The following is an 18,766-nucleotide window of genomic DNA, read 5'->3' as shown; positions in this document are numbered from 1 at the left end:
AAGTGAGAGCCGTCACAGCGTTGCCGGTCACCGCAAGGTTTCGATGAACTCCGTCACTTCCGTGGCGAAACGGTCGGGGTCCTCGACGAACAGGCCGTGCTGGGCATCGTCCCAATACGAGGCACGGGCGTCGGGGGTGTGCTCGGCGATGTAGCGGCCGTTCTCCACGGGTACCACCGGGTCCGCGGTGCCGTGCATGACGAAGACCGGGATATCGAGGTTCTTCAGGGTCTCGATGTTGTCGACCGTGCGGTAGAACAGCGCCTTGCGGACCCGGGGCGGGGTCGCGAGGCTGCCGCCGAACAGGCGCTGCGCATCCTCGCCCTTATCGCGTCCCGGACCGGTGTTGGCGTTGCCGAAAGCGGCGAATCCGCGCATCGCGCGACCGGCGCTCTCCTCGAACACATCGGGAATCGCCTGCTGCATCGCGGGACCCGGCTGCGCGCCCTCGACGCCTCGTCCGACACCGGCCTGCGAACCGCAGTACACGATGCCGGCGAGCGCGCCGGTGCCGTGGGCGGTCAGATAGTCGCTGAGCACGATGCCGCCGTAGGACCAGCCCAGCAGCACCGCGCCGGTGGTGACGCCCTCACCGGCCAGCACCGCGGCCACATCGGCGGCCCAGTTCGCCGGATCGTCGTAACCGCTGTCCGGAGCATCCGAATAGCCGTGTCCGCGCAGGTCCACGGCGATCACCCGGAAACGTCGCGCCAACTTCTCCGCCGCCGCGCCCCAGCAGCGCAGCGTGCCCGCCCAGCCGTGCAACAACACCAGCGGACGCGCCTGTTCGGGTCCGGAGACCTGATACACGATCGTCGTACCGTCCGCGCTGACCACTTCCCGAATCGCCATACCGGCCAGGCTAACGCCAGTTAACTTTCGCGGAAGACGTGACCGCTAGGCTCGGATCCATGAGCCCTCGTCACGCAGTCGTCACCGGAGCCAGCTCGGGCATTGGCGAAGCCACCGCCCGGGAGCTGGCGAAACAGGGCTACCACGTGTACGTGGGGGCGCGGCGGCTGGATCGGCTGCAGCGACTGGCCGACGAAATCGGTGGTACCGCACTCGAATTGGATGTCACCGACGAGGATTCGGTGCACCGTTTCACCGATGCGGTCGAGCGGGCCGAGGTGCTGGTCAACAATGCCGGCGGCGCGAAGGGGCTGGCCACCGTCGCCGAGGCCGATCTCGACGATTGGCGCTGGATGTGGGAAACCAACGTCCTCGGCACCCTGCGCCTGACCAAGGCACTGCTCCCGAAGCTCATCGACTCCGGTGACGGCCTCATCGTCACCATCACCTCGGTGGCCGCCTTCCACGCCTACGACAACGGCTCGGGGTACACCTCCGCCAAGCACGCGCAGGCGGTCCTGCACCGGACACTGCGCGGCGAATTGCTGGGTAAACCGGTGCGCCTCACCGAGATCGCCCCGGGTGCGGTCGAAACCGAATTCTCCCTGGTCCGCTTCGACGGTGACGCCGACCGCGCGGCCAAGGTGTACGAGGGCATCGACCCGCTGCTGGCGACCGATATCGCCGAGATCGTCGGATTCGTCGCGAGCCGCCCGCCGCACGTCAACCTCGACACCATCATCGTCAAACCGCGCGACCAGGCCGACCCGGGCCGATTCGCTCGCCGCGGCTGAGATTTCGTTCTAGCTCCCGCCGCGGACCGGTCCGGGCGTGACCGGTGCCGCGGACACCACCGGGGCGGGTTCGCCCTTGATGGCCGACATGGTCTTCCAGGTATCCCAGTCGATGGTCCAGTCGTAGAGATCGCCGTCGGCGGCCGACAGCGCGATCGAGGTGCCGGTGACCTCGACCGGGTCGCCGTACATGGCGGTCGGGAAGAAGGTCTGGGCGTCACTGGTGCTCAGGTTGATGCAGCCGTTGGTGACGTTGGTATTTCCCTGTGCCGAGGCCGATTCCGGGTTGGCGTGAATGAATTCGCCGTTGTTGGAGATGCGTACGGCCCAGCGTTCCCGGACGTTGGTGTAGAACGGCGGATTCGACATGAGGAAATCTTCGTATTTCTCTGTCACCACGTGGATACCCGAGCGGGTGACATTTCGCGCCTCGTTGCCCTCACCGTAGCTGCAGGCGAAATCGAACAGGGTCGATCCGTCGCGGATCACCTGCACGCGATGGCTGGGCGCGTATCCCTTGACGATCTGACTGCGACCGATGGAGAAATGCGAGGACAGATCGGAATTGCCGTAGGCGCCGTCGCCGAGTTCCAGGCCGTACAGCTTGGCGGTGAAGGCCACCGTGGTGCCGGGGGTCCAGTAGTTGCGCGGACGCCAATGCGCACGGGAGCCGCCGTTGTCATCGGGCAGCCAGGCCCAGCCGCCCTCGGTTTCCGGTGTGGTCGTGACGGTGAACGCCTTCTCGGCGGCCTCTTTGTTCTCGATGTGCTTCTTGAACTGCAGAATGATCGGCGCCGCGATGCCGACCTCTTGGCCGTCGCCGATATTGACGGTGGCCGACACCGTCGCCTTGGGGGCCAGGGTAGTGAACTTCGCGCTGATCGGGACCGGCTTGCCGTCGGTACCGACCGCATTGCCCGACCAGGTGTAGGTGACGCCGTAACCGAGCGGCTCGGTGACCTTGAAACTGCTCCTGTCGGGCGACAACTCGCCGGTGACCTGCTTACCGTCGGGATTCGTCAGCGTCACCTGGTCGATGCGGCCCGAGGTCACCGATACCGACACCGGTGCGACCGGGCTGATGTCCGATGCGCCGCTGCCGGGCTCGAAATTCACCTTCGCCACCGGACCGGATTCCTTCGGCGCGGCCGAACCACTGCCACCGCCGCTGGAACATCCGGCCACTACTGCCGCGACCGCGAGCTGACCGGCGCCGACCAGAACGGCACGGCGGCCGGTAAGTCCTCGAATGTTCACTTCCGCGAATCTACCGCGAGCCTCCGACACGACCACCCGATCGCGGGGGTGGCGCCCGCCACGTACTACAGGTCCACGCCGACGGTCACCGGCTCCGGTTCCAGCCGGATCCCGAAGCGCTGCTGCACTCCCGCGCGCACGGTGCGCGCCAGCCCCACCAGATCCGCGGCGGTGGCCGCACCCCTGTTGGTCAGGGCGAGAGTATGTTTCGTGGACAACCGGACCGCAGACTCCGGACCAGGGAAACCCTTGGCGAAACCCGCGCGCTCGATGAGCCAGCCCGCGGAGAATTTCACGCCGTCCTCCGCCGGATAGGTCGGGATAGTGATATCTCCCACATCGGCCCGGATCGTGTCCAGCACGCGCGCCGCGCGATCGTGCGCGACGACCGGATTGGTGAAGAAGGATCCGGCGCTCCAGGTGTCGTGATCGGCGGCGTCGAGGACCATGCCCTTACCCGCGCGCAACCGCAGCACCGCCTCCCGGACCGCGGCCGCCGGGCGGGTCTCGCCCTCGGCGGCGTCGAGGGTGCGCGCCAATTCGCCGTAGCGCAGCGGTGCGCTGGCGCCGTCCGGATTCACCGCGAATTCCACCGCCAGCACGACCGCGCGATCGGAATGTTTGAGTACCGAGGTGCGGTACCCGAAACCGAGTTCGGCCGGTGCGGCCCAGCGGATTTCACCGGTGGCCCGGTCCAGCAGCCGGACGCGGCGCAGCAGCTGCGCCACCTCCACGCCGTAGGCACCGACGTTCTGCACCGGAGTCGCACCGGCCGAGCCGGGGATACCGGACAGGCACTCCAGACCACCGAGCCCGGCGGCGACCGCCGCCGCGACCACGCCGTCCCAGTCCGCACCGGCCTCGGCGAGGACCAGATCCGGGCCGATCTCCACCGCGGTGGTGGCGATACGCACGACGACACCGTCGAAACCGCCGTCGGCGATCAGCAGATTGGACCCGCCCGCGACCAGTAGCACCGGAATCCCGGCGGAGTCGAGGGTGCGCACGGTCGCGACGAGCGCCTCGGTGGTGGCGCATTCGGCGACGGTCGCCGGTCCGCCGACCCGCAGCGTGGTCAGTGCCGCGAGCGGCACCGATGCGCGAACCCGCGCGCCGGTCGCGCTCAGTAACTCGCGCACGTTGTCGAATGCCACCACTCGAGAAGTCTGCACATCGAAAGACGGTAGCGTGTCCCACCATGGCGACACCCTTGGCGTACACAGCGCACTACGCGCACCCGGCCCCCGTGGTGCGTGCTGCGCTCGCCGATGAGCAGTACTGGAAGGACCGCATCGCGGAGGTCGGTGGCCCCGGTGCGCGGCTGGACTCCTTCGCCGCCGACGGCGATCGGCTGCGGGTGGAGATGGTGCAGACCATCCCGGCCTCGGAACTGCCCGCCGCGATCACCTCGGTGCGTCCCGGCGATCTGATCATTCCGCGTACCGAAACCTACGAGGGCCTGTCGGGCATCTTCGAAGCGCACGTCGAGGGCGCGCCCGCGAAGGTGCGTGGCACGGTCACCATGACCGGTGACAACAGCAACTCCCAGGCCGTCGTCGACGGCTCGGTGGAGGTCGCGGTCCCTTTGTTCGGCAAGAAGATCGAGGCCGTCGTCGCCGAGAAGCTGCTCGAGCTGCTGGCCTCGGAAACCGAATTCACCAATGCGTGGATCGCGAATCGCTGACCCGCGCGTGACCGCCCTGCCCGGCCGGCGGCGGCCGGGCATCCGTATCGCCGCAGCCGGGGACCAGTAACCTAGCCCTCTATGGCCCGCCGACTCGACTACTCAGCTCGCTATCCGCTGCACACCACCAAAGAGGTGTACGCCGCGCTGTCCGACCGCGCCTACTGGGACGCCCGGATGGAGGAGATGCGCAAGCACTCCCCGAACGAAGTGGTCCACCTGCAGGCCGACGACAACGGCATCGAACTCGAGGTGCGCCACATTCTGCCGCGCGACATGCTGCCCGAGATCGCGCAGACGGTGATGCGCAAGGACATGGTCATCACCCGCAAGGAGAGCTACGGCCCGTTCGGCCCCGAGGTCTCCGGTGAGTTCAGCGCCGCGATCCCGGCCGGGCCCGGCACCCTCACCGGCACCATGCGGCTGTTCCCCACCGACACCGGCTGCACCCTGCGCACGTCGCCGGTGGCGAAGGTGTTCATCCCCATGCTCGGCCCCAAACTCGAGCAGATGATGCTGATCAATCTCGTGGACCTGTTCCGCGCCGAGGCGGAATTCACCCAGCAGTGGCTGGAAGAGCAGCACCCGACGGCCTGAACCGGCCGACCGGCGGGCCGCAATCGCGCGGTGCGAAACCCCTGGGCGCCATCACCCGGGGAACGACCGGCATCAACCGGCTGCGCCGTAGCGACCGCTGGCTGGCCCACGAACCACTGGTGATCGAACGACTGCGTGCGGCCGCCGATCCGCTGGTGGTCGATCTCGGCTACGGTGCGAGTCCGGTGACCACCTTGGAACTGGCCGCTCGGCTGCGCCGGGTGCGAGCCGATATCCGGGTCGTCGGACTCGAGATCGACCCCGACCGGGTGGTTCCCGACCGGGACGGGGTGCGATTCGCCCGCGGTGGATTCGAACTGGCCGGCCTGCGCCCGGTGCTGGTGCGAGCCTTCAACGTCCTGCGCCAATACGACGAGGAGCAGGTCGCGTCGGCCTGGACGACGATCCTGGCGGGTCTGGCGCCCGAGGGCCTGCTGCTCGAGGGCACCTGCGACGAATTGGGCCGCCGCTGCGCCTGGATCCTGCTGGATCGCGACGGCCCGATCTCGTTGACCCTGGCCTGGGACCCCTTCACCGTCGACAAGCCGTCCGATATCGCCGAACGGCTGCCGAAGGCGTTGATCCACCGCAATATTCGCGGCGAACGCATTCACGCGCTGCTCACCGCGGCCGATCGAGCGTGGGCCCATGCCGCGCCGATGGCGGTGTACGGGCCGCGGGTGCGCTGGCGGGCGGCGGCGGAACTGCTGCGGGAGCAGGGTTTTCCGCTGCGGAACTACCGGCGGCGGATGCGCGACTGTGTACTGACGGTGCCGTGGGAGTGCGTCCGACCGGCGTGATCCGGTAGCGGGGTCACACCGCCGCCAGCGCGCGCCGGATCCGCGCGGCGGCGCGCGGCGGCAGATGTCTGCTCGCCGAACCGATTTCGGCGGGGATGCATCGATCGATCGCCACCGCGTCGGCGACCACCTCGTCCAGCGCCCCCTGCCCGATACCGGTTTCGGCGAGATCGAGGACGGTCCGCACCGGTGTGGTCACCAGGAATGTCCCGGCCGATTCCACATCGCCGCGATGCAGATCGCGGCGCAGCACCACCAGCCGTGGCGCGACGGGCGGACGGCCCGCGCTCGCGGACAGATGGAGGAATCGCGGCCGCAGCCGGCCCAGCCCGTGCAATTCGGCCGCGCTCTGATGAGAGACCGCCGCGGCGCCGTCGAACCACGCCGACCACATCGCGTATTCGTCGAGCGGGCCGTCGGGCCAGTCGGCCATGCGCAGGATGCCGAGCCCCGCGCGGACCACCGACCCGTCGGCCAGGGCGCCGCGGACCCGGCGCTCACATCCGGCACGCAGCGCTATCCGCGTCGTGAAGTATCCGGCGTGCCGATCGGCCAACTGCCGCAGTACCCACCATCCCTGCTCGGATTCATCGGGCCCTGCCTCTTCGGGATCCCCTGTTGCTCCGGGACCCTCTGCGCCGTGCGCGGACATGGACCCAGGTTACGCCGGAGCTCTGTGCCATATGTCACAATCAGCTCCGCCTCTGCATGACAAGCCTCACCAGCTCCACAGAGCGGGCTCAGAAAGCTCGGGAAGAATCGGTGCCATGAGTACGAATCCTCCAGACACCGCGGCCCCCGCGCCTGCTCCGGCGGGTGCTCCGAAACGCCGCCACGGGCGACGGATCGCCTTGATCGTCGGACTCGTCGTCGTGCTCGCGCTGGTCGGTACCGCGGCCGGCGCCGAAACCTATATCCGGCACAAGAACGAGCAGTGCATCGCGTCGCAGATGGAGAAGGAACTCGGCTCCAAGGTGGATGTCGGTTTCGGACCGAAACCGTTGCTGCTCACGGCCGTCGACCACAAGGTCCAATACGTCACCGTCGACAGCGACGATTCGAAATTCGGTCCCGCGGTGGATATGAAGGTCCACGCCCGGGTCAACGACATCCAGATGATCGACAACGGCCGAGGCGGCGCGAAGATCGGCAGCAGCTCCGCCGACGCGACCTGGAGCAACGAAGGTATCGCGCAGACCCTGACCGGTCTGGTGTCCGGGGTGGAATCCGATCCCGGCAGCGGCACCCTCGATGTGAAGGTGCTGGGCGGCCTGGCCGATCTGAAGGTGCAGCCGCACATCGTGGACAACCGCATCGAGGTCAGCACCCAGTCCGCCCAGCTGTTCGGCTTGGGCCTGCCCACCGACCTGGTCGACAGCATCGTGCAGTCGATGACCCAGAGCCTGCAGAACTACCCGATGGGGATGCAGCCCACCCAGGTGAAGGTCACCGACAACGGCATCGCGGTCGCACTGCGCGGCGGTGCCACCACTCTGCAGGCCGGCGGCGACGACGTCCGGTGCTGATCCGCTAGTCCGGGAAGCCCGCGAGCACGTCGGCCGAACGGGACAGGCCCAGCCGGGTCGCGCCCGCGGCGATCAGTTCGGCCGCCGCCTCGGCGGTCCGGATACCACCGCTGGCCTTGATGCCGAGCCGGCCACCGACGGTGTCGGCCATCAAGCGCACCGCTCGCGCCTCGGCGCCGCCCGCCGGGTGAAATCCGGTGGAGGTCTTCACGAAATCGGCGCCCGCGCGTTCGGCGACCCGGCACACCTCGACGATCGCGGCATCGGACAGCGCGGCGGATTCGATGATCACCTTGAGCACCGCATGATCCTCGACGGCCTCGCGGACGGTGACGATATCGGCCAGCACCGCGTTGTAGTCACCGGCGATCGCCGCGCCGATATCGATGACCATATCGACCTCGGCGGCGCCCTGCTCCACCGCGAATCTGGCCTCGGTGCCCTTCACCAGCGAGTGGTGCTTTCCGGACGGGAAGCCCGCGACGGTCGCCACCACCAGCCCCGGCGCCTCCACCGGCAGCATCGACGGCGACAGGCAGACCGCGTACACCCCGAGTTCCCGGGCCGTCTCGACGGTGGCCGCGACATCGCCGGGCGTGGCCTCCGGAGCGAGCAGGGTGTGGTCGATCATCGACGCGACCTGGGCACGGGTGAGCGATGCGGGGGCAGCCATGAGCACACAGTCTGGCACAGCCCGCGAATTCGACCAGGCCGGACCGGATTACGGCACGAGGGCCCGGGTGGCGCCGCCGAACGGGGAACGACCTGCGAGGATCGTCGCCATGAATGGCACTGCGTCCGCCGATGACCGTCGTTTCGTCCTGAGCCTGGGCTGTCCCGACCGGCCGGGCATCATCGCCCGCATCACCTCGTTCATCGCCGATCTCGGCGGCTCGATCGTGGAGGCCGGGTATCACTCGGACACCGATTCCGGCTGGTTCTTCACCCGCCAGGCCGTCGCGGCCTCGACCGTGCCCTTCGAGCTCGAGGAACTGCGTGAACGCTTCACCGTCCTGGCCGGCGAACTGGGACCGCAGACCGAATGGCAGCTGCTGGATTCCGGTCGGCGCCGCCGGGCCGTGATCCTGGTCAGCCGGGACGGGCACTGCCTGCACGATCTGCTGGGCCGCGCGGCCAGCGGCGAGCTGCCCGCGACCATCGAGGCGGTGATCGGCAATCATCCCGATCTGGGCGAGATGACCCGGGCGCACGGCATCGCCTTCCATCACGTGCCCTTCCCCGCCGATCCGGCCGAACGCGGCCCGGCCTTCGAACGGGTCCGGGAGCTGACCGACTCCTTCGATCCGCATGCGGTGGTGCTGGCCCGGTTCATGCAGGTGCTACCGGCCGAACTGTGTGAGCACTGGGCCGGGCGCGCACTGAACATCCATCACAGCTTCCTGCCCTCGTTCGTGGGTGCCCGTCCCTATCATCAGGCCTATGCGCGCGGAGTGAAGCTGATCGGCGCCACCTGCCACTATGTGACGCCGGAGCTGGATGCCGGGCCGATCATCGAACAGGACGTCACCCGTATCGACCATGCCGATACCGCGCGCGATCTGGTCCGGCAGGGCCGCGATATCGAGCGGGTGGTACTCGCGCGCGGACTGCGCTGGCATCTGGAAGGGCGGGTACTGGTCCACGGACGCCGCACCGTCGTCTTCTCCTAGCCGTGGGATGCGGCGGGCCAAGACCGGGCGCCCTTGACCGGCCTTGGCGGACAACACGATTCAGCATCGTGTTGCCGTCTGTACCGCGCGGCAGCCGACCGTGCGGCTCCGCGGCGACAAAATCCGTGGCGACTCCCCGTTCCGACCGTGGGTCATCAGGATGCACCCGCGACGCGAGTACGTCCAGTCCCGGCCACCGGGCCGCCGTCGTGCCGTCAGCCGGCGACGGCGTGGCGACCGCGCCGGCCGGCCTCCATCAGTCTGCGAAGTTCGGCGTTGAATTCGGCGGCGGCCTCGATATTCGCCAGATGTCCGGTGGCGAGCACCGAATAGCGATCCAGGTTCCCGGCCGCCGCGAGTTCCTCGGCGATCTTGCGGGACATGTTCTCCGGCAGCAGGTTGTCGTAGGCGCCGGCGACCACACTGGTCGGCACGCGCAGACTCGCCGCGGCGCCGTGGATTTCGAGTTCGATCAGCGCCAGCGCGAATTTCGCCCGCACCAGCGGCCGGCAGGAGCGCACGATCGACAGCCCGAAGTCGACCTGATCGGCGGTGGCGTACCGATTCATGATGCGCGCCTTGAAGATCCCACGCACCGGCGAACCGGCGGGGAAGGGCACCGGCTGGCCGAACAGCGCGCGGCCCAGCCAGGCGGGCGCCGGGATGATGTCGTTGAAGATCGGCAGCACGCGGGTCTCGGCCGCGATATCTCCGGCGGTCGTGGTCAGCAGCAGGGCTGCGCTCGCCCGCCGCGCTACCTGATCCGGGTGGAATTTCGCCCACGCCTGAATGGTGATGCCGCCCATGCTGTGCCCGACCAGTACGGCCTTACGTCCCGCCGGGAGCACCGCGTCCAGGACATCGGACAGATCGTCGGCCAGCTGCTCGGCGTCGAACGGGCGCGCTCCCAGCGTGCTCGCACCGTGCCCGCGCTGATCGAAGGCGATGACGCGATGATCGCGGGCGAAGGCGTTGAGCTGTGGATTCCAGTACTCCAGGCAGCAGGACCAGCCGTGGATGAACACGATCACATCGCCGTCGGCCGGACCGTAGGAGTGGACCCGCAGCCGGGCCCCGTCGGCGGTGGTGACGGTGACGACCTCGGGATCGGGTACGGAATTCAGGTCGGCAGTGCGATAGCGACGAGAACGCAGTTTCGCACGAAAACCGCCGGTCAGAGCCCCTGCGCCGGTCCACAGATCGGCAACGTTCTCGGGCAGGTTCACCAGCATGAGCACTCCTTTGTGTCCCATCGCACATTACCTTGCTAGCAAGGGTGCTTGCTAGTGCAAGCAGTGACCGAATACGCCTCCGCCCGCGTTCTCGCGACGGTTCCCGCTCCCACACCCGCTAGTCGAATACCCATTACGCTCAACCACATTCACGATCGCGAGCGAAAATCGCATTCTCCCGGTTGTCGTCGCGGCGCCGCCGAGCGCCACCGGGCGACGCTCAGGCCGTGGCCTCACGCGCGTAGCCCGACGAATAGGTCTCGGCGAGGACCTCGGCGAGTTCGTCGTTGAACGCCTCGTGCGCCTCGACGGTGCCGAGATGACCGGTGGGCAGCACCACCATCCGGCGCAGCGCGCCCACGGAGCGCAGCGCCTCGGCGATCCGCTCGGAGTGCACCGGCGGCGTCATATCGTCGGCCGAGCCGGCGATCACCGTCGTCGGGACCGTCACGCAGCCGGGACAGCTCTGCAGTGCCAGTTCGGCCAGCAGAAAACCGAAGCGGGAGCGGACCATCGCCGGGCAGGACCGCACGATCGCCAAGCCGAAATCGGCGACGTCACCGGTCGTGGCCAGACTCATGATCTGGCGGCGGAAGATCCACTTCACCGGCTCGATCGGCGGCAGTATCAGCGGCAGCCCGAGGCCGAGGCGGCCGATCGGGAACGGCAGCGCCAGCGGGCCGCGGTTGAACCGCGGCACCACGGTGGTCTCGGCGATGAGGTCACCGGAAGCGGTATTGGCCAGCACCACCGCATCCGCGCGCCGGGCGACCTGTTCGGGATAGCGCCCCGCCCACGCCTGGATGGTCATGCCGCCCAGGCTGTGGCCGACCAGGACCGCGCGCTGCCCGGGACGCAGCGTCGCGTCGAGGACGGCGGCCAGATCGTCGGCCAGCAGATCGGTGGTCAGGTCGGCGGAGCCGGATTCGCTCTCCCCGTGGCCGCGCACGTCGTAGGCGATGACGCGGTAATCGTCGGCGAAGGCGTTGATCTGCGGATTCCAGTACTCGAGGCAGCAGGTCCAGCCGTGCACCAGCACGATCGCCTCACCCTCGGCGGACCCGTAGCTGTGCACCCGCAGCCGGGCGCCGTCACTCGCGGTCACCGAGCTCACCGCACAGGGCGCGGCAGGCGGGTTCAGCGCGGGCAGGCCGTAGGACCGCGTGCGCAGATCGGCGCGGTGAGCGCTGAACAGCCCACGGATCCGCTCCATGATTGCCGCCAGCAAGGGGGGCAACGTTGCCTGCATGACAACACTCCTTTGTGTGTTACTGATCGATACAGTAACCCGAAGGAGTGGATGCTTGCTAGTGCAAGCGGGCGGCGTGCCCGCCTACCAGCGCGGACCTCGCTGGATTTCGTCGACCTTGGGCCGCACATCGGCCAGATAGATACCGGTGGCGATCACCGCCGCGATACCCAGCAATCCGACCGGAGTTCGGGCCAGGAGCAGAAACCCCAGCGCGACGGCGAGAATCGATACCCAGATGGGCTTGGTGAGTTTGTCGACGGCGGTGAAGGCGTCGGAACGCTGGCGAATCGCGTGGACCAGCGCGAAGATGGTCGCCGCCATCGCGGCGAGCCACAGCAGCCACAGGATCGCACTAGTCAGCTGATACACAGCACCCATGATAGGAGCAACGCCCGCATACGGCAGGCGCATGCGGGCGTTGCGGTCTCCGGTGCACCCGGTTCCGTGGATCGGATCCGGATTACCCCTCGGCCGGTTTTCTTCTGCGGCCGAGTTACTTCTTGGCCGGAGTGGTCTTCTTGGCGGCGGGAGCCTTGGCCGGGGCCTTCTTGGCGGGAGCCTTCTTGGCCGGGGCCTTCTTCGCCGGGGCGACCGACTCCTCCGCGACCGGATCGGCGGTGGCCTCGCTGGTCACCGCGACGACCTCGGCGTCGACGACCGCGGCGGCCTCCTCGACCTCCTCGGTGGCCTTGCCCAGCAGGCCGCGGGCCTGATCGGACACCTTGTTCAGCACGTCCTCGGCACGGGTCACGACATCGCTGTAGATGCCCTCGACCTTGTCGAAGCGCTCGTCGAAGCCCGGGTTCGAACGCAGCCGGTCGACGGTCTCCTCACCGCGCACGGCCAGATCCGAATACAGATCCACGAGCTGGCGGTAGTACTGGTCGACCAGCTTGCGCAGCTCCTCCGAGGTGAAGCGCTCACGCAGCTCGGCCAGGTCGTCCGGCAGTTCGGACGGCAGGCCGGAGAGGCGGCCGCGCAGCGTCTCGATCTGATCCTGCACATCGGCGGGAAGATTCGACAGGCGCTCGCGCGCCTCCTCGACGCGGGTGTTCACATCGACGGTGGCGGCGCGATCGCGGACGCGGTCGACGATGTCGTTGACCGCCGCGTAGAGCGCGTCACCGGCTCCGACGGTCGCGTAGATCGGCTTGGTCACAGTGACGTTGGGCTGGGTCATATTTGTTCGTTCTCCTGGCGTGGCGGAACTTCGGTAGTGCTGCCATCGGTGGCATGGTGCGGAACCTCTTTGTCCCTCGAACTCGAGTCCTCGGGCCCACTGGGCCCGACAGGGGACTCGGGCTCGGAGACGCTGCCCCTCTCGGGAACACCGCCCCTGCTCCCCCCGGGAACGCCCCCCTCGGATTCCCCCTGCACGGACTCCGAGACGTCCCCTCCGATGTCGTTCCCCGCGTTTTCCCGGTGGAACGATTCGTAGATATCCAGGAGCACCTGCTTCTGCCGCTCCGTAATTCCGGTATCGGCCAGCAGAGCGTCCCGGACCGGGCTGTGCGCCCTCTGTTCGAGGTAACCGGCCCGGACGTACAAGACCTCCGAGGAGACCCGCAGACCCTTGGCGATCTGCGTGAGAACCTCGGCGGACGGGTTGCGCAATCCGCGCTCGATCTGACTCAAGTACGGATTACTCACCCCCGCCAGCTGCGCGAGCTGACGCAGCGAGACCTGAGCGGCCTCCCGCTGCGCCCGGATGAAGCCTCCGATGTCGTGCGCCGCGTTGGCTACGCGGCCCACCCGGTCTCCGGGAACCCCAGACGTCTCTGCGGATTCCCCGGTGTTCCGGTCGGAAACCTCTGGTTCCTGTGCCATCACACTGCTCACCTTCCGGCGGTTGTACGGTCGATTCTAAGTGAGGGTGCTAACTCTTGCAAGCACCCCTGCTAGCACTATTTCGGCAAACGTTCAGCACCAGGCGCTAGAAGCCCGGGAAGAGTAAATGCGATACGGCGTAAATCGCCAGTCCGGCAAGCGATCCGACGACCGTTCCATTGATGCGGATGAATTGCAGATCGCGTCCCGCCTGCAATTCGATCTTGCGACTCGCCTCATCGGCGTCCCAGCGGGCAACCGTGTCGCTGATCAGGGCCGCGATCTCGGAACCGTAGTTGGCGACGAGATATCTCACACCGCGTTCAACCCAAGCGTCCACTTGTTTTCTCAGATCCGGTTCATCGACGAGCCGCTGTCCGAGCTGCTGCACATTCTCGGAGACCTTCCGGCGCAATGTAGAGCCCGGATCATCGGCCGATTCCAGAATCATCCGTTTGGCCACCCGCCAGGTGGCCTGCGCCATTCCGGTTATTTCCTCGCGGCCCATGATCTCCGTCTTCACCCGTTCGGCCTTCGCGATCATGGCGTCGTCGTACTGCAGATCCCGGGCGAAATCCTCGAGAAAACGGTTGGCCGCCAGCCGCACCTCGTGATCGGGCTGCGAGCGAATCTTCCAGGTGAATTCCACCAATTCCCGATAGATCTTCTCCGACAGCAGGATGTTGGCGAATTTCGGCGCCCACGACGGCGCATCGCGCATCACGATCCGGTCGAGGGTCTCCTGACTGGCCAGCGCCCACTGGTGGGCCCGCTCGGCCAGCAGATCGAGCAACGGCTCCTGCCGGTTCTCGGCGAGCAGTTCGGTCAGCACCCGCCCGATCGGCGGCCCCCACTGCGGTTCGGCGATCCGCTTGACGATGGTCTGATCGATGACCTGCTCGACATCGGCGTCCCGCAGCGCGCCGATCACCGCGCGCAGGATGGTCGAGGACTCCTCCGACACCCGCGCGGCATGGTCCGGATCGGCCATCCAGGTCCCCAGCCGCAACGAGATCTGCGCCGATTGGACCTTCGTCGCGACGGTGTCGGGCGACAGGAAGTTGGTGCGCACGAAATCGCCCAGGCTGGTGCCCAGCTGATCCTTCTTCTTCCGGATGATCGCGGTATGCGGAATCGGCAGGCCCAGCGGATGCCGGAACAGCGCCGTCACCGCGAACCAGTCCGCCAGCGCGCCCACCATGCCGGCCTCCGACGCCGCGCGCACATAGCCGATCCAGTCGCCGCCGACGCCGCGGGAACCGAGCCAGCAGCAGATCAGGTAGACGATGGTGGCGGCCACCAGGAATCCGGTCGCGACCATTTTCATCTTGCGCAGGTCGCGCCGCTTTCCGGCTTCGTCCATCAGATCGGCGAACGACGACGGTGACGCGGGCGTACCCCGGGCCGGTGCGCGTGTGGCATTTCCCACTTCCGGCCCGGTTTCGGGGTTCGCGTTCGCGTCCGCCAGGGCGGGGGCGCTGCCGGCAGATTGCTCCATGATTTCCATTCTGGTCTGGAATATCGTGTCGGCCACCGTGCCCCTGCTCACCGCGGCCCGCCGTCGCACCCGCCCAGGGGCCGCCGCCGAGCGCCCGCACCGGCTCGGCGAACCGGGAACATCACCTCCGCGAAGGACTTAAGCTGGGGGTGTCCCCAACCCCCGTAACCAGGAGTCCACTCGAGCATGACCACACATCGTGCCGCGAGCGCCGCCGTCGACACCACCGCGGTGCGCCCCGGCCGGGTGGACGGTCGCAAGCGGCGCTGGCATCAGCACAAGATCGATCGCAGGGAAGAACTCGTCGACGGCACCCTCGCCGCCATTCGCAACCGCGGCGGCGATGTCGGAATGGATGAGATCGCCGCGGAGATCGGCGTCTCCAAAACCGTCCTCTACCGGTATTTCTCGGATAAATCCGATTTGACGCGCGCCACCATGGAGCGATTCATCGAGACCACGCTGATGCCGCGCATCTACGAGGCCATCAGCGACGACGCCGACGAATACCAGCTGGTCCGAAACACACTCGCCGCCTACGTGCACACCGTCGACGCCGATATCGACGTCTACCGGTTCATCATGGGCAATCCCTCGACGACCGATAAATCCAGCCTCGCCGATTTCGAGAAGCTGTTCGCCGACGTGGTGTCGGTGGTCGTGCAGACCAAGGCCTTCGACCGCGGCGTCGATACCGAGGGTGTGCTGCTGTACTCGTACGTCATCGTCGGCGGCGTCCAGCTGGCCACCGACTGGTGGATCAGCAACCGCTCGATGTCGGCCGATCGCATGCTCGACCATCTGTCGATGATGGTCTGGAGTGCGATCGAGGGCATGGTGCGCGCCGGTGGTTCACCGGAGAAGTTCAACGCCGTACCGCATCAGCTTCCCGAGGCCGACCTGGGCTGATCCTCCCGCGGGCGGATCCGGATCCACCTCCGGGCGGATCTTCGATCACGCATCTGTGCCGTCGGGCCGCACTTCGTTACGCTGAGGACCGGCCGTGCGGGGAGGCGCCCGCGCCTGCCGTGTGTGCCGGCACCAACGGAGGTCATCAATGGCGAAAGAGCTGCCGACGTCACGGCTGGCGCGGGGGACGAAACTGGGCGTGGCGGTCGCCGGCAACGTCCTGCGTTCCCAGAAGACGCGGCGCTCCATGCGCGGACGCTCGGAAGCGGTCCGCGCGCGCATGGCCGAGGAATCGATGATTCGCGCCACCGAGCAGATGGTCATGGTGCTCGGCACCATGAAGGGCGTGGCCATGAAGCTCGGCCAGATGCTCTCGGTGCTGGACCTGGACCTGGTGCCGCCCGAACATCGCGAACGCTTCCAACGCCGCCTGGCCGTGCTGCGCGACAGCGCACCGCAGGTCTCCTTCGACACCATGCGCGAGGTCATCGAAAAGGACTTCGGCCGATCCCTCGACGAACTGTTCGCGGAATTCGAATCGGAACCGATCGCGGCGGCCTCCATCGGCCAGGTCTATCGAGGCACACTGCACGACGGGCGTCAGGTCGCGGTGAAGGTGCAGTACCCGGGAATCGACACCGCCGTGCGCGCCGATCTGAAGAATCTGGCGATGTTCCGCCGGGTGCTGCAGTCGGCGATGCCGTGGGTGACGCCCGCGGTCCTGGACGAGCTGCGCCTCAATCTGGAGAGTGAACTCGACTACGTCGCAGAGGCACAGACCCAGCTCGCCATGGCGGAGTTGTTCGCCGACCACCCGTTCATCGTGGTACCGGCCACCATGCCCGAGCTGTCGAGTACACACGTGCTGGTCAGCGAGTACTTCCCGGGACGTGGGTTCGAGGAGATCCGGCAGTTGCCCGGGGCCGAACGCGACCGGGTCGGCGAGATCATCTACCGCTTCTACGTCGGCTCCCTGTTCACCTTCAACGAATTCTGCGGCGATCCGCATCCGGGCAATCTGCTGCTGGGCGCGGACGGGCGCGTCGCCTTCCTCGACTTCGGCCTGTTCAACCGGATGGATCCCGAGCATGTGCGGTTCGAGGCGACCTGTATCCGGGCAGCCGCCGAGGAGCGCGCCGACGATCTGCGTCAGTTGATGATCGACCACGGCATCATCGAGTCCCCGGAGGAGATCACCCCCGAGGACTGCCTGGAATATGTGCTGGCCGCCTGCGAGTGGGCCCTCATCGATCAGGACCTGACGATCACCCCCGAACTGGCCAGCGGCGCCTTCGTCCTCGCGGTCGATCCGCGCGCCGGCGAGTACGCCGGGATGAAGCAGCAGAATCTGCCGCCGGAACATCTGTTCTCCCGGCGCGCGGATTTCCTCACCTTCGGGGTACTCGGGCAGCTGGAGGCCACCGCCAACTGGCATCGGATCGCCCGGGAATGGCTCTACGGCGATGCCCCGGTCACCGACCTGGGCAAGGAGCATCATGCCTGGCTGGCACGGCGCGGGTTGCCGGATACCCCCGCCGCGCGCACCACCGCCCGAAAACGCAAGACCACCGGGAAACGTTCCGGCACCAGGTAATTCGTCCGCACAGAATGGGATTGACATGACGGACAGGGAATTCGACCTCGTACTGTTCGGCGCGACGGGGTTCGTCGGCAGGCTCACCGCGCAGTATCTGGCCGAGGCCGCCCCCGCCGGTGCCCGGATCGCACTCGCGGGCCGGTCCCCCGAGCGGCTCACCGCGGTCCGCGACGAACTCGGCGGCGCCGCGGCGATCTGGCCGCTGCTGGTCGCCGACTCCTCCGACCAGGTCGCCCTCGACGCCCTCGCGGCCCGCACCAAGGTCGTGGTCACCACGGTCGGTCCGTATCTGCGCTACGGCCTGCCGCTCGCGCAGGCCTGCGCGAACGCCGGCACCCACTACGCGGATCTGACCGGTGAACCGCTCTACATCCGGGAATGTATGGACCGGTTCGGCGAGCGAGCCGCCGAAACCGGAGCCAAAATCGTGAACTCCTGTGGCTACGACTCGATTCCGTCGGATCTGAGCGTGTACCGGCTCTACCGCCGCTCGGTCGAGGACAACACCGGCGAGCTCACCGACACCACACTGGTGGCCTGGCTGTCGGGCGGTGTCAGCGGCGGCACCATCGATTCCGGCCGCGCCATGATGGAAGCCATCGCCGCCGATCCGGCCAAGGGATCGGTACTGTCGCATCCGTATTCGCTGAGTCCGGACCAGGCGATGGAGCCCGATGTCGGCCGCCAGACCGATCAGGCGCTCTCGCGGGCCTCCGCGATCGACCCGAGTCTCGACGGCTGGGTGGCGACCTTCGTGATGGCCGCGCACAACACCAAGATCGTACGGCGCAGCAACGGCCTGCTCGGCTGGGTCTACGGCAAGAACTTCCGGTACCGCGAGGTGATGAGCGCCGGCTCCTCGGCCGCGTCACCGCTGGTCGCCGCCGGTATGGCCGGTGGCATCGTCGCGACCATGACCGCCGGAGCGCTGCTGTCGCGGGTCTCGGCCGGTCGCCGGCTGCTCGATCGGGTCCTGCCCAAGCCGGGTACCGGTCCCAGCGCCGAGACCCGGCACAAGGGCTGGTTCCGGATGAAGACCTTCGCCGACACCACATCCGGGGCGAAGTACGTCTGCACCTTCTCGGGAAAGGGCGACCCCGGCTACCAGGCCACCGCGGTCATGCTCGGCGAAGCGGGACTGTGCCTGGCATTCGACGAATTACCGGATCTGGCGGGCATTCTCACCCCGGCCTCGGCCATGGGCGATCCGCTCACCGATCGGCTCCGCCGGGCCGGACTGACGATCGAGGTCGAACGGGCGGGATGATCCG

General features: G+C 67.6%; 19 protein-coding genes and 1 pseudogene. 9 read left to right on the top strand and 11 right to left on the bottom strand.

From position 1 onward, the window contains the following. Window positions 1-27: 27 nt before the first annotated feature. Window positions 28-852 carry an alpha/beta fold hydrolase gene (locus LKD76_RS03595; protein ID WP_227979501.1) on the bottom strand — a complete coding sequence of 275 codons (825 nt, stop codon included), beginning with the start codon at window positions 850-852 and terminating at the stop codon, window positions 28-30. A 59-nt stretch (window positions 853-911) separates the two neighbouring features. On the opposite strand from LKD76_RS03595, the gene LKD76_RS03590 reads away from it, so the two are divergent. Continuing rightward, window positions 912-1,646: an SDR family NAD(P)-dependent oxidoreductase gene (locus LKD76_RS03590; protein ID WP_227979500.1), complete on the top strand. Its 735-nt coding sequence runs from the start codon at window positions 912-914 to the stop codon at window positions 1,644-1,646. Between the two features lie 9 nt (window positions 1,647-1,655). Here LKD76_RS03590 and LKD76_RS03585 read toward each other — a convergent pair whose 3' ends face one another. Together LKD76_RS03585 and LKD76_RS03580 are read right to left on the bottom strand one after the other, a co-directional pair. Continuing rightward, a complete protein-coding gene (locus tag LKD76_RS03585) occupies window positions 1,656-2,897 on the bottom strand; it encodes a L,D-transpeptidase (RefSeq protein ID WP_422615967.1) in 1,242 nt (413 codons plus the stop codon). Between the two features lie 71 nt (window positions 2,898-2,968). Beyond that, entirely contained in the window at window positions 2,969-4,042 is a 1,074-nt protein-coding gene (locus tag LKD76_RS03580) for a UDP-N-acetylmuramate dehydrogenase (protein ID WP_372465970.1), read from the bottom strand. A 59-nt stretch (window positions 4,043-4,101) separates the two neighbouring features. Between LKD76_RS03580 and LKD76_RS03575 the strand changes: the two genes are divergently transcribed. The 3 genes from LKD76_RS03575 (at window position 4,102) to LKD76_RS03565 (ending at window position 5,984) form a co-directional block, all read left to right on the top strand. After that, the gene (locus LKD76_RS03575) at window positions 4,102-4,587 is read left to right on the top strand and encodes a DUF2505 domain-containing protein (RefSeq protein ID WP_227979499.1); all 486 of its coding nucleotides are present in this window, start codon (window positions 4,102-4,104) and stop codon (window positions 4,585-4,587) included. A gap of 81 nt (window positions 4,588-4,668) precedes the next feature. Continuing rightward, window positions 4,669-5,184 carry a DUF2505 domain-containing protein gene (locus tag LKD76_RS03570; RefSeq protein ID WP_227979498.1) on the top strand — a complete coding sequence of 172 codons (516 nt, stop codon included), beginning with the start codon at window positions 4,669-4,671 and terminating at the stop codon, window positions 5,182-5,184. After that, complete coding sequence (locus LKD76_RS03565) at window positions 5,181-5,984, top strand: class I SAM-dependent methyltransferase (protein ID WP_308188608.1); 804 nt, start codon at window positions 5,181-5,183, stop codon at window positions 5,982-5,984. The genes LKD76_RS03570 and LKD76_RS03565 overlap by 4 nt, the downstream gene beginning before the upstream one ends. A gap of 13 nt (window positions 5,985-5,997) precedes the next feature. Here the strand turns inward: LKD76_RS03565 and LKD76_RS03560 are convergent, their stop codons facing one another. Further along, window positions 5,998-6,636, bottom strand: coding sequence for a hypothetical protein (locus LKD76_RS03560; protein WP_227979497.1), 639 nt, complete (start codon window positions 6,634-6,636; stop codon window positions 5,998-6,000). Between the two features lie 115 nt (window positions 6,637-6,751). Here LKD76_RS03560 and LKD76_RS03555 point away from each other — a divergent pair, with 115 nt between their 5' ends. Next, window positions 6,752-7,510, top strand: coding sequence for an LmeA family phospholipid-binding protein (locus LKD76_RS03555; RefSeq protein ID WP_227979496.1), 759 nt, complete (start codon window positions 6,752-6,754; stop codon window positions 7,508-7,510). Window positions 7,511-7,514: 4 nt separating this feature from the next. On the opposite strand, the gene deoC is transcribed toward LKD76_RS03555, so the two are convergent. Continuing rightward, on the bottom strand, window positions 7,515-8,183 hold the full coding sequence (deoC, locus tag LKD76_RS03550) for a deoxyribose-phosphate aldolase (RefSeq protein WP_227979495.1): 669 nt from the start codon (window positions 8,181-8,183) through the stop codon (window positions 7,515-7,517). 109 nt (window positions 8,184-8,292) lie between these two features. Here deoC and purU point away from each other — a divergent pair, with 109 nt between their 5' ends. Then, the gene (gene purU / locus LKD76_RS03545) at window positions 8,293-9,180 is read left to right on the top strand and encodes a formyltetrahydrofolate deformylase (RefSeq protein WP_227979494.1); all 888 of its coding nucleotides are present in this window, start codon (window positions 8,293-8,295) and stop codon (window positions 9,178-9,180) included. Between the two features lie 215 nt (window positions 9,181-9,395). On the opposite strand, the gene LKD76_RS03540 is transcribed toward purU, so the two are convergent. The 6 genes and pseudogenes from LKD76_RS03540 to LKD76_RS03515 all read right to left on the bottom strand — a co-directional run bounded on the left by LKD76_RS03540 (window position 9,396) and on the right by LKD76_RS03515 (window position 14,854). Further along, window positions 9,396-10,433, bottom strand: coding sequence for an alpha/beta fold hydrolase (locus LKD76_RS03540; protein ID WP_227979493.1), 1,038 nt, complete (start codon window positions 10,431-10,433; stop codon window positions 9,396-9,398). A 199-nt stretch (window positions 10,434-10,632) separates the two neighbouring features. After that, the gene (locus tag LKD76_RS03535) at window positions 10,633-11,661 is read right to left on the bottom strand and encodes an alpha/beta fold hydrolase (RefSeq protein WP_227979492.1); all 1,029 of its coding nucleotides are present in this window, start codon (window positions 11,659-11,661) and stop codon (window positions 10,633-10,635) included. An 84-nt stretch (window positions 11,662-11,745) separates the two neighbouring features. Continuing rightward, entirely contained in the window at window positions 11,746-12,042 is a 297-nt protein-coding gene (locus tag LKD76_RS03530; RefSeq protein WP_227979491.1) for a DUF2516 family protein, read from the bottom strand. A 115-nt stretch (window positions 12,043-12,157) separates the two neighbouring features. Beyond that, window positions 12,158-12,844: a heparin-binding hemagglutinin gene (locus LKD76_RS03525; protein WP_227979490.1), complete on the bottom strand. Its 687-nt coding sequence runs from the start codon at window positions 12,842-12,844 to the stop codon at window positions 12,158-12,160. 233 nt (window positions 12,845-13,077) lie between these two features. Beyond that, window positions 13,078-13,491: pseudogene (locus LKD76_RS03520) on the bottom strand (helix-turn-helix domain-containing protein); the annotation flags it as partial. A gap of 106 nt (window positions 13,492-13,597) precedes the next feature. Continuing rightward, window positions 13,598-14,854, bottom strand: a complete 1,257-nt coding sequence (locus LKD76_RS03515; protein WP_227985074.1) for a DUF445 domain-containing protein — start codon at window positions 14,852-14,854, stop codon at window positions 13,598-13,600. Between the two features lie 321 nt (window positions 14,855-15,175). Here LKD76_RS03515 and LKD76_RS03510 point away from each other — a divergent pair, with 321 nt between their 5' ends. The 3 genes from LKD76_RS03510 to LKD76_RS03500 all read left to right on the top strand — a co-directional run bounded on the left by LKD76_RS03510 (window position 15,176) and on the right by LKD76_RS03500 (window position 18,762). Beyond that, complete coding sequence (locus LKD76_RS03510) at window positions 15,176-15,898, top strand: TetR/AcrR family transcriptional regulator (protein WP_227979489.1); 723 nt, start codon at window positions 15,176-15,178, stop codon at window positions 15,896-15,898. A gap of 148 nt (window positions 15,899-16,046) precedes the next feature. After that, window positions 16,047-17,492 (top strand): ABC1 kinase family protein, encoded by a 1,446-nt coding sequence (locus tag LKD76_RS03505; RefSeq protein ID WP_227979488.1) that lies wholly within the window; start codon window positions 16,047-16,049, stop codon window positions 17,490-17,492. Between the two features lie 19 nt (window positions 17,493-17,511). Continuing rightward, window positions 17,512-18,762: a saccharopine dehydrogenase family protein gene (locus LKD76_RS03500; RefSeq protein WP_227985073.1), complete on the top strand. Its 1,251-nt coding sequence runs from the start codon at window positions 17,512-17,514 to the stop codon at window positions 18,760-18,762. The last annotated feature ends 4 nt before the right edge of the window (window positions 18,763-18,766 follow it).

Origin of the sequence: Nocardia spumae (genome assembly GCF_020733635.1) — a bacterium.
Taxonomy (GTDB): Bacteria; Actinomycetota; Actinomycetes; order Mycobacteriales; family Mycobacteriaceae; genus Nocardia; species Nocardia spumae.
Note: the sequence above shows the minus strand (reverse complement) of the source record. Positions and strands in the feature narration are given on the sequence as shown.

What these genes read in the sequence shown, in the direction of transcription:
- LKD76_RS03595 (WP_227979501.1), bottom strand. Translation starts at nt 852, where the DNA reads ATGGCGATTCGGGAAGTGGTCAGCGCGGACGGTACGACGATCGTGTAT.
- LKD76_RS03590 (WP_227979500.1), top strand. Translation starts at nt 912, where the DNA reads ATGAGCCCTCGTCACGCAGTCGTCACCGGAGCCAGCTCGGGCATTGGC.
- LKD76_RS03575 (WP_227979499.1), top strand. Translation starts at nt 4,102, where the DNA reads ATGGCGACACCCTTGGCGTACACAGCGCACTACGCGCACCCGGCCCCC.
- LKD76_RS03570 (WP_227979498.1), top strand. Translation starts at nt 4,669, where the DNA reads ATGGCCCGCCGACTCGACTACTCAGCTCGCTATCCGCTGCACACCACC.
- LKD76_RS03560 (WP_227979497.1), bottom strand. Translation starts at nt 6,636, where the DNA reads ATGTCCGCGCACGGCGCAGAGGGTCCCGGAGCAACAGGGGATCCCGAA.
- LKD76_RS03555 (WP_227979496.1), top strand. Translation starts at nt 6,752, where the DNA reads ATGAGTACGAATCCTCCAGACACCGCGGCCCCCGCGCCTGCTCCGGCG.
- deoC (WP_227979495.1), bottom strand. Translation starts at nt 8,183, where the DNA reads ATGGCTGCCCCCGCATCGCTCACCCGTGCCCAGGTCGCGTCGATGATC.
- purU (WP_227979494.1), top strand. Translation starts at nt 8,293, where the DNA reads ATGAATGGCACTGCGTCCGCCGATGACCGTCGTTTCGTCCTGAGCCTG.
- LKD76_RS03540 (WP_227979493.1), bottom strand. Translation starts at nt 10,433, where the DNA reads ATGGGACACAAAGGAGTGCTCATGCTGGTGAACCTGCCCGAGAACGTT.
- LKD76_RS03535 (WP_227979492.1), bottom strand. Translation starts at nt 11,661, where the DNA reads ATGCAGGCAACGTTGCCCCCCTTGCTGGCGGCAATCATGGAGCGGATC.
- LKD76_RS03530 (WP_227979491.1), bottom strand. Translation starts at nt 12,042, where the DNA reads ATGGGTGCTGTGTATCAGCTGACTAGTGCGATCCTGTGGCTGCTGTGG.
- LKD76_RS03525 (WP_227979490.1), bottom strand. Translation starts at nt 12,844, where the DNA reads ATGACCCAGCCCAACGTCACTGTGACCAAGCCGATCTACGCGACCGTC.
- LKD76_RS03515 (WP_227985074.1), bottom strand. Translation starts at nt 14,854, where the DNA reads ATGGACGAAGCCGGAAAGCGGCGCGACCTGCGCAAGATGAAAATGGTC.
- LKD76_RS03510 (WP_227979489.1), top strand. Translation starts at nt 15,176, where the DNA reads ATGACCACACATCGTGCCGCGAGCGCCGCCGTCGACACCACCGCGGTG.
- LKD76_RS03505 (WP_227979488.1), top strand. Translation starts at nt 16,047, where the DNA reads ATGGCGAAAGAGCTGCCGACGTCACGGCTGGCGCGGGGGACGAAACTG.